This is a genomic window from Xanthomonas populi (assembly GCF_002940065.1).
In the GTDB taxonomy this organism is placed as follows: Bacteria; Pseudomonadota; Gammaproteobacteria; order Xanthomonadales; family Xanthomonadaceae; genus Xanthomonas; species Xanthomonas populi.
The window spans coordinates 1-9,446 of record NZ_MDEJ01000147.1; the positions used below are offsets into that span (position 1 = coordinate 1).

General features: G+C 66.1%; 5 protein-coding genes and 2 pseudogenes. 6 read left to right on the forward strand and 1 reads right to left on the reverse strand.

Features of this window, described 5'->3' with window-relative positions; genetic code table 11:
- Nucleotides 1–170 precede the first annotated feature (170 nt).
- On the reverse strand, nt 171–1,070 hold the full coding sequence (locus XpopCFBP1817_RS17635) for a tryptophan 2,3-dioxygenase (protein ID WP_128418111.1): 900 nt from the start codon (nt 1,068–1,070) through the stop codon (nt 171–173).
- Between the two features lie 463 nt (nt 1,071–1,533).
- Here XpopCFBP1817_RS17635 and XpopCFBP1817_RS17640 point away from each other — a divergent pair, with 463 nt between their 5' ends.
- The 6 genes and pseudogenes from XpopCFBP1817_RS17640 to XpopCFBP1817_RS17665 form a co-directional block, all read left to right on the forward strand.
- A complete protein-coding gene (locus XpopCFBP1817_RS17640; RefSeq protein WP_128418112.1) occupies nt 1,534–5,118 on the forward strand; it encodes a lamin tail domain-containing protein in 3,585 nt (1,194 codons plus the stop codon).
- Between the two features lie 176 nt (nt 5,119–5,294).
- Nucleotides 5,295–6,383: pseudogene (pdhA, locus tag XpopCFBP1817_RS17645) on the forward strand (pyruvate dehydrogenase (acetyl-transferring) E1 component subunit alpha).
- Nucleotides 6,376–7,446 (forward strand): alpha-ketoacid dehydrogenase subunit beta, encoded by a 1,071-nt coding sequence (locus XpopCFBP1817_RS17650; protein ID WP_167393968.1) that lies wholly within the window; start codon nt 6,376–6,378, stop codon nt 7,444–7,446. The pseudogene pdhA and the gene XpopCFBP1817_RS17650 overlap by 8 nt, the downstream one beginning before the upstream one ends.
- A 1-nt stretch (nt 7,447) precedes the next feature.
- Nucleotides 7,448–7,831, forward strand: a complete 384-nt coding sequence (locus XpopCFBP1817_RS17655) for an SH3 domain-containing protein (protein ID WP_128418113.1) — start codon at nt 7,448–7,450, stop codon at nt 7,829–7,831.
- Nucleotides 7,828–9,273: a dihydrolipoamide acetyltransferase family protein gene (locus XpopCFBP1817_RS17660; protein WP_128418114.1), complete on the forward strand. Its 1,446-nt coding sequence runs from the start codon at nt 7,828–7,830 to the stop codon at nt 9,271–9,273. Before XpopCFBP1817_RS17655 ends, XpopCFBP1817_RS17660 begins: the two co-directional genes overlap by 4 nt.
- A 57-nt stretch (nt 9,274–9,330) precedes the next feature.
- Nucleotides 9,331–9,446, forward strand: a pseudogene (locus XpopCFBP1817_RS17665) (IS481 family transposase); the annotation flags it as partial.

The window sequence follows — 9,446 nt, forward strand, 5'->3', positions numbered from 1 at the left end:
GCGGCTGACGTCACTGGGATAGCGTGCTCTCATCTCCATATGATCGGATAATTCGGGAAGACTTTGAACGGGCTCTTAGGCCGATCAGTTTTAACCCCATCAGCCTGAGCGCTATCGGCCTCTGCTCTAGCAGACCCACTTCAGCTCTGCCAGCTTCAGCCATTTCCCTCTCAGCCCTTCGCAGCCCCTACATATCCATCTACCGGCTCGCGGTTTTCCAGGCCCACCGACGTACGCACATCGAACAGCTCCGGGAAAAACGTCAGCGCCAGCGCTTGCTGCAGAAACCCCACACCGCTGGACCCGCCCGTGCCGCGCTTGAAGCCCATCACCCGCATCACGGTGCGCATATGGCGGAAGCGCCATAACTGGAACTGGGTTTCCACATCCACCAGGTCCTCGCAGAGCGCGTACTCGCGCCAGTAGCGGTCGGTGTTTTCGTAGATGCGCTCGAACACCGGACGCAACGCATCGTCGGCCACATGTGCGCTGGTCCAATCGCGCGCCTGGTACTGCTGCGGAATCGCATGCCCGAAGCGCGCCAGATAACGCAGGAATTCCTCGTACAAGCTGGGCGCTTCCAGCACTTCGCGCAGCCGCGCCTGGCCCTGCGGGTCATAGCCGAACACCTGCAGCATCTGCGGATTCTTGTTGCCGAGCAGGAACTCGATAGAGCGGTACTGCAACGACTGGAAGCCGGACGACGGGCCCAGCACATCGCGAAATCCCATGTACTCGCTCGGCGTGAGCGTCTCCAGCACCGACCATTGCTCGGTCAGCTGGCGCAGCACCTGCTTGCTGCGCGCCAGCACCTTGCGGCACTGCCAGACCTGATCGTTTTGCAGATGCACCATCACCGCACGCAATTCGTGCGCCAGCAGCTTCAACCACAGCTCCGAGGTCTGGTGCTGGATGATGAAGAGCATTTCGTCGTGGTGCGCCGGCTCGGACAGGGGCTGCTGCGCGGATAGCAATTGGTCCAGCCGCAGATAGCCGCCGTAGGTCAGCCGCCCCTCCAGATCGGTGTGGATGCCGGGTTCCAGGTCACGCAGGTTCTTGTCAATGGGCATGGCGTAGCGCTGACGAACGGGCCTGCCAGGGTAGCGCAGCGGCGGCCCGGCTGAAGCCGAGCCGCCGCAGCGGGAATCGGGAAACGCGATGCGATAAACGGGATCGGTAAGCAGAAGGCAGCGATTGAGGATTGGGGGTGCGAAGTAGAGCCAGGCGTTCGGGGCGAGGCATCAACGTTCGACGTCGGAAGTCTCCGCGCACAGCAGGCTGATGCGTGCTGATTGCGCGCCACTGCTGCAGCGTCCGGCTAGCCCGGAGAGGTTGGCAACCTATCGCGAGAAGTGCCTCAAAGCTGAAAAGTTCAGCCGCTTTCGACTGCGTCGTCGCAGCCACGGCTCCGGTGTAACCATATGGTCAACCCAAGCCTGCAAATTCATGCAGAATCGAACGGCGCTGCCGGCCAGGGACGTTTCCGGCGCGGGAGCGCGCTCCACGTCTCAAGGATCAGGGGACTCTCATCTCATGCATGTGTTGCAGCGTCGTGCGGCCTTATTTTTCTGTGCGCTGGCAGTTGCCGACCACGCCAATGCCCAGGTTGTCATCAGCCAGGTCTACGGCGGTGGCGGCAATAGCGGTGCCACCTTCCGCAGCGATTTCATCGAGCTGCACAACATCGGCAGCACCACGGTCAGCCTAGACGGCTGGTCGGTGCACTACGCCTCGGCCGCCGGCAGCAGTTGGCAGGTCACCCCTTTGGCGGACACTGTGCAGGCCGGCGGCTATTACCTGGTCAAGCAGGCCGATGGCAGCGGCGGCAGCGTTGCGCTGCCCACCCCCGATGCCACCGGTACCCTCGCCATGGGCGGTGGCGCCGGCAAGGTGGCACTGAGCAACAGCGCCTCCGCGCTCAGTGGCGCCTGCCCCACCGGCAATGCCGATCTGGTCGGTTATGGCAGCACCGCCATCTGCGCCGAGGGCAATGCGCCCACGCCGGCTCCCAGCAATACGCTGGCAGTGCTGCGCGGCGGCGATGGCTGTACCGACACCGACAACAACGCGGCGGATTTCGCCACCGGCGCGCCGGCTCCGCGTCATGCCGCCAGCCCAGCGCGCCTGTGCAGCGGCGGCGGCCAGCCGATCGCCACGCTGGCCGATCTCAGCCAGGCCGAAGGCAATAACGGCAGCCGCAGCTTCGTGTTCACGCTGAGCCTGACCCAGCCGGCCGGCGCCGGCGGAGTGCGCTTCACCGCCGCCACCGCCAATGGCACCGCCCTCGCTGGCAGCGACTATGTCGCCCTGCCTGCCACCACCGTGCAGATCGCCGCCGGCGAGCGCAGTGCAACGATCACCGTAGAGGTGCTGGGCGACACCACGCCGGAGCCCGACGAGACCTTCGCGCTGCAGATCAGCGGCCTCACCGGCGCACTGCCGGCCACGCTGAGCGCCACCGGCACCCTCCTCAACGACGACTTCAGCCTGCTGCCGCTCCACGCCATCCAGGGCAAGGGCGCACGTTCGCCGCTGCAAGGTCAGGTGGTCGCCACCTCGGGCATCGTGACTGCCCGCCGCAGCGCCGGCTTCTTCCTACAGGCACCCACGGCCGAAACCGATGCCGACCCGACCACCTCCGAAGGTGTCTATGTCTACACGGGCAGCGCACCGCCGGACGCGGCAGCTATCGGCAACCGCGTGCGCGTGCAAGGCACGGTGATCGAATATGTGCCCACCGCCGACCCGACCCAGCCGCCGCTGACCGAGATCGGCGGCAGCCTGACCGTGCTGCTGGATTCCACCGGCAACGCCCTGCCCGAGCCGATGCTGTTGAGCCCGGCGTTCCCCAACCCGAACGGCGCCTACGACCAACTCGAAGAGCTGGAAGGCATGCGCGTCGCCGCCCTCAGCTTCACCGTCAATGCGCCCAGCGGCGGCAACGTCAACGAAACCAATGCCACCGCCAGCAGCAATGGCGTCTTCCATGCCGTGGTCACCGGCTTGCCGCGCGCCTTTCGCGAGCCCGGCGTGCAGTTGCCCGACCCGCTGCCGGCCGGCTCGCCTGCCGGTGTGCCACGCTGGAATACCAACCCGGAGGTGATCGCCGTCGTCAGTGCCGGCGTGGGTGCCGAGCGGCTGGATCTGGCATCGGGCTGTGTGGTGATCGGTGCCACCGGCCCGCTGGACTACAGCTTCCGCCGCTACACGCTGTACCCGGAACGCACCCCGCAGGTGGACTGCAACGGTGCCGACCTGCCGCGTCCGGCGCCGAGGCCGCAGCGCGATGATGTGGCCGTTGCGACCTACAATATGGAGCGCTTCTTCGACGACCAGAACGACCCGGCGATCGGCGAACCGGTGCTCACCCCGGCTGCGTTCCAGGCCCGCCTCAACAAGGCCTCGCTGGCGATCCGCGGCTACCTGTACACACCCGACATCCTGGGCACGGTGGAAGTGGAAAACATCAGCGTGCTGCAGACCTTGGCTGCGCGCATCAACGCCGATGCCATCGCCTCAGGCCAGCCCAATCCGCAGTACTTGGCCTATCTTCAGGAAGGCAACGACGTCGGCGGCATCGATGTCGGCTTCCTGGTCAAGACCGCCTGGATCGCCGGCGGCGTGCCGCGTGTGGAAGTGGTTTCCATCGCCCAGGAAGGCCAGACCACCACCTGGACCGAGCCGAGCGGTGGCGTGAGCCTGCTCAACGATCGCCCGCCGCTGGTGCTGGCGGCCAAGGTGCACCAGGCCGATGGCCGCGTGCTAGCGCTGACCGCCATCGTGGTGCACCAGCGCTCGCTCAACGGTGCCGAGACCGACGATGCCGCCGGCACCCGCATCCGCGCCAAGCGTCAGGCCCAGGCCGAGTATCTGGCGCGGCTGCTGCAGACGCGTCAGCAGCTCGACCCGGCCGAACAGGTACTGGTGATGGGCGACTTCAACGCCTTCGAGTTCAACGATGGCTACGTGGATGCGATGGGCACCGTCACCGGCAGGCCGGCGCCGGATGCGCAGACCGTGGTGAGCGGCGATGGCCTGGATCTGGTCGACCCGGACTACACCGATCTGACCTGGTTCAACAGGCCCGAGCAGAGCTACTCGTACGCCTTTGATGGCAACGTGCAGTCGCTGGATCACATCATCGCCAACGAGGCGCTGATGCGTGCACCCAACATCGCCGCGTTGTCGGTGGGCCATGCCCGCATCAATGCCGATTTCCCCAGCACTGCGCGCAACGATGCCAAGACGCCCACGCGGTTGTCCGATCACGATCCCACCCTCGTGCTGTTGCGCATGACGCCAGCGTTACGTGCCGACTTGGGAGTGTTGGTCACCGCGGCACGCGCGCAAGTCACCCAAGGCGAGCGCATCGACTTCCGCGTGGATATGGAAAACCGTGGACCCCACAGCGCAGCGTTCGCAGCAGTGGCACTGGCCTTCGATGCAGCGGTGAGCCCACGCGTCACGGCCGCACCAGGTTGGAGCTGCCAATCGCCGGAAACCGGCATCCAGACCGTGGTCACCTGCACCACTGCCTCGCTGGCATCCGGCACTGCACAGCGCTTCGCCGTGCAGGTTGAAGCTGGCGCGGCATTGGCAGGACGCACCCTCACCCTGGCGGCCTCGGTGGCCTCGCAAACGCCCGACCCGCAGCCCGACAACAATACCGACACCGCCGCAGTTACGGTGCTGCAGGCGCGGTTGCGCAGCGATCTGGCAGTGCGTCTGGACGGCCCCGCCACGCTGCCGACCACGGCCTTCAACGCAACCTACCGGGTGTTGCTGGACAACCGCGGCAACGCACCGGCCACCAGTGCCAGCGTGCGGATCGCAGGCAACACGGTGTCGGCATTGTCGCTGCTGTTGCCGCCCAGCGGCTGGCGCTGCACCAATCAACTGCGGTCGCTGCGCAGCGCGATCTTCGTGTGCCGCAGCGCCGCGGCGCTGCAGCCGGGTGCGCAGGCAGCGTTCCAGCTGACCGCAGCGGCAAAGCAGATCCCGGCTGAACGCGCGGTGCGGGTGCAGGCGAGTGCCAGTTCGACCTCGCCGGACGCCAACTCGGCCGACAACACTGCGCTGATCGTCACCCCGATCGGTGCAGGCGCCGACCGCCGCTGATCGCAGTGCAACACGTCGCAGTTCTTTACTGCGACAAAGAGCGCGGCCTTCTTCGCGCGCTTTTTTTGTGCAAGCCAGCAGCATGGTGTGCTGCGGTGCAAAACAGCTTTTTGCTGCGTGGTCCTTAACATCGCAACTCATATCATTTGAAACTTCTTGAGGAAGGTGTCGCCGCAATGAACGTAGCCGCGCAGTTCGAGATCGACTATCTGCAATATATGGACGCGGACGGCCAATGGGTCCGCGACGACCTGCCGGCCGACGCCGCCAACCCGCAACAGCTGCTCGCGCTGTTCAAGCGCATGCTGTTCGTGCGCACCTTCGACAGCAAATCGGTGGCCTTGCAGCGCACCGGCAAGCTGGGCACCTACGCCGCATCGCTGGGGCACGAAGCCACGCATGTGGGCATCGGTGCGGCGATGCGCCGCGGCGACGTATTCGCACCCATCTACCGCGAATACGGCACCATGTTCGAACGCGGCGTGCGCCCGCGCGACGTGCTGCTTTACTGGGGCGGCGACGAGCGCGGCAGCGATTACCCGCGCGATGCCGATGCGGCGATCGACTTCCCGATCTGCGTGCCGATCTCCACCCAGTGCCTGCATGCGGCCGGCTCGGCGTTGTCGTTCAAGCTACAGGGCAAACCGCAGGTTGCGGTGGCCTGCTGCGGCGATGGCGGCAGTTCCAAGACCGACTTTTACGCCGCGCTCAATTCGGCCGGTGCCTACAAGCTGCCGTTGATCCTGTGCGTGATCAACAACGGCTGGGCGATCTCGGTGCCGCGCTCGGCGCAGACGGGTGCGCAGACGCTGGCGCAGAAGGGCCTGGCCGGCGGCCTGCATTGCCTGCAGGTGGATGGCAACGATCTGGTTGCCGTGCTCGAAGCGATGCGTCAGGCACGCGTGCGTGCATTGGCCGGCGACGGCGGCACGGTGATCGAGTTCCTGACCTATCGCTTGTCCGACCACACCACCGCCGACGATGCGCGGCGTTATCGCGGCGAAGAAGAGGTCAAGCAAGGCTGGGCGCGCGAACCGCTGCTGCGCCTGCGCTGCTATCTCACCGACCAAGGCCTGTGGGACCAAGCGCAAGAAACCGCCTGGAAAACCTAGTGCGGCGCGCGCGTGGACGAAGAGGTCAACGCCTATCTCAACACGCCGGTGCAGCCGGTCGAAGCGATGTTCGATTATCTCTACGGCGACCCGCCGGCCGAGTTGCTGGCCCAACGCGCCCAAGTGATGGCGCTGGAGGCCCGTCATGGATGAGCACACCCATTCGCACATCGCCGCCACCCAGCAGGCTAATGCCCCTTACAACGCCGCAGCCACGCGCGCAGAGAGTGCCATGCGTTCGCCTATCACCCTGATCGAAGCCATCACCCAGGCGCTGGCCTGGGAGCTGGAACACGACCCTGCGGTGCTGGTGCTGGGCGAGGATGTCGGCGTCAACGGCGGCGTGTTCCGCGCCACCGCCGGCCTGCAGCAGCGCTTCGGCAGCGAACGTGGACTCGACACACCCTTGGATGAAACCACCATCGCCGGCCTGAGCGTCGGCTTGGCCGCGCAAGGCATGAAGCCGGTGGCCGAAGCGCAGTTCGACGGCTTCGTCTATCCCATGGTCGATCATCTGATCTGCCACGCTGCTCGCCTGCGCAACCGCACCCGCGGGCGCCTGCATTGCCCGATGGTGCTGCGCGTGCCGTGGGGTGGTGGCATCCGCGCACCGGAACATCACAGCGAAGCCAACGAAGCCATCTTCACCAACGTGCCCGGCTTGCGCGTGGTATTGCCGTCATCGCCGCAACGCGCGTATGGCCTGTTACTGGCTGCGATCCGCGACCCGGACCCGGTGATCTACATGGAACCCAAGCGCATCTATCGCCAGTACAAGGAGCTCGTCGCCAACGATGGAGAAGCGCTGCCGCTGGATGTCTGCTTCGTGCTGCGAGACGGTACCGACGTCACCCTGGTCACCTGGGGCGCGCAGGTGAAAGAGGCGCTGGAAGCGGCCGACACACTCGCCGGCGAAGGCATCAGTGCCGAAGTGATCGACGTGGCCCCGCTGCGCCCGCTGGACTTCGACACCATTGCCGAATCGGTGGCAAAAACCGGCCGTTGCGTGATCGTGCAGGAAGCCCCGCGCACCGCCGGTTTCGGTGCGGAGATCGCCGCGCAGCTGGCGGAAAAATCGATGTACGACCTGCTTGCGCCGGTCGAACGCGTCACCGGCTACGACACGCATATCCCGCTGTTCCGGCTGGAAATGAAGTATCTGCCGAGCGTGGAGCGCATCGTCACCGCCGCCCGTCGCGCGGTGGCCGCCGGCTGACATGCGCGCCCGCCTGATCTGCGATCACCGCGCCAGCGTCGCCAAGCCGATTCGCTTCCATGCCGGCCAGCAGTTGGCGATCGGCGTGCGCGATGAAGAATGGCCGGCCTTTGCCTGGGTCAACACCGGCGAAGGCCATGCCGGCTGGGCGCCGGTGGCCTGGCTGCGTCCCTTGGGCGACGGCCTGGCCGAAGCCCTGCGCGATGACGACGCACGCGAACTCGTTGCCATGCAAGGCGATGACGTGTTGCTGCATGACGAACATGGCGGTTGGTGGTGGTCCGAGCGTGCCGATGGCACCCAGGGCTGGCTACCGGCCGCCGACCTCGAACTCCTCGACGACACCACGCCGCCGCTGCCTGCGGCGCAAGAGAATCTGCCATGAGCCACGCCAAGAATTTCAATCTGCCCGACCTGGGCGAGGGCCTGCCCGACGCCACCATCGTGGAATGGTTCGTCAAGGAAGGCGACAGCGTGCGTCTGGACGACCCGCTGGTCTCGATGGAGACCGCCAAGGCGGTGGTCGAAGTGCCCTCGCCGTTCTCAGGCACCGTGGTCAAGCTCGCCGGTGCGGCCGGCGATATCATCGTCACCGGCGCGGTGCTGGCGCAGTTCGCGCTGGACGCCTCGCAGCCGCAGCGCGCCGATGGTCAGGACACCGGTCACTCGCACGGCCCTGCGCCGACGCACACGCCCAGCACCGGCGACAGCGCCGCCGGGAACACGGCGCGCGTGGTCGCCTCCGATAACGGTGGCGAGATTGCCGATGCCGATTCCAACGGCGATAGCGACCGCGATGATGCCGGCACCGTGGTCGGTGCGATGCAGAGCTCCAACGCCGTGCAGAGCGAACAAGCGATTGCCGTGGGCGGCGCGCGCGCCATGCCGGCGGTGCGTGCGCTCGCGCGCAAGCTGCGCGTGGACCTGGTGCAGGTACGCGCCACCGGTCCGGATGGCACGGTGACGATGGCCGATGTGAAGCAGGCCGCCGCGGCCGGCAGTGCGCCGGTATCTGCGGCGCGTGCAACTGCGTCGGTGACATCGATCAACAGCAACAACGCGAACGTAGCCTTACACCATGCGAACGCGAACGCGCAGTCGGCAAACACTGCAGCCGATGCGCAACAACGTGCGTCGCTGTCGGCAACCGGCAAGCCGATGCGCACCCAGCCGCCGGGCGTGGTCGCCAAAGGCCAGCCCGAACAGCTCAATGGCGTACGTCGCAACATGGCGCGCGTCATGGCCGATGCGCACAGCAAAGTGGTACCCACCACGCTCAGCGACGATGCCGACCTGCACGCATGGCAACCCGGCAACGACGTCACCGTGCGCCTGGTGCGCGGCATCGTGCGCGCCTGTCAGGCGGTGCCCGCGCTCAATGCATGGTTCGATGGCGAGGCACTCAGCCGCATCCTGCACACCCAGGTGGATATCGGCATCGCGGTGGATACCGAAGAAGGTCTGTTCGTGCCAGCCCTGCGCAATGCCGACATGCTGGATGCGCACGGCATCCGCGAGAGCGTCAACCGGCTGCGCCAGCAGGTGGAAAACCGCAGCATCGCCGCCTCCGAGCTCAGTGGCTACACCATCTCGCTGTCCAACTTCGGCATGTTCGCCGGCCGCTATGCCACCCCGGTGGTGGTGCCGCCGTGCGTGGCCATCGTCGCCGCCGGCCGCGCGCGCTATCAGCTCACCCCGGTGATGGGCGGGGTGGAAACCCACAAGGTGATGCCGCTGTCGCTGACCTTCGACCACCGCGCCGCCACCGGTGGCGAAGCCGCACGTTTCCTACGTGCGCTGCTGGACGATCTGGCACTGGGCAACTAGGTGTTTGATCCCAGTTGTTGATGGTGCACTCTTTTCCCTCGAATGGAAGCAAGCACGATGGGCCAGGTTCTACATGGGAGCGCCACCACGACAGAGGCGATCCGTCGAGCGATACAACAGAGTCAAGAGAGCCTGAGAGCGCTGTCCAAGCGCTACGGCATCAACCAAAAGAC

Bases quoted from the DNA above. Each gene is read 5' to 3' on its own strand.
- XpopCFBP1817_RS17640 (WP_128418112.1), top strand. From the start codon at position 1,534: ATGCATGTGTTGCAGCGTCGTGCGGCCTTATTTTTCTGTGCGCTGGCA.
- XpopCFBP1817_RS17635 (WP_128418111.1), bottom strand. From the start codon at position 1,070: ATGCCCATTGACAAGAACCTGCGTGACCTGGAACCCGGCATCCACACC.
- XpopCFBP1817_RS17660 (WP_128418114.1), top strand. From the start codon at position 7,828: ATGAGCCACGCCAAGAATTTCAATCTGCCCGACCTGGGCGAGGGCCTG.
- XpopCFBP1817_RS17655 (WP_128418113.1), top strand. From the start codon at position 7,448: ATGCGCGCCCGCCTGATCTGCGATCACCGCGCCAGCGTCGCCAAGCCG.
- XpopCFBP1817_RS17650 (WP_167393968.1), top strand. From the start codon at position 6,376: ATGGATGAGCACACCCATTCGCACATCGCCGCCACCCAGCAGGCTAAT.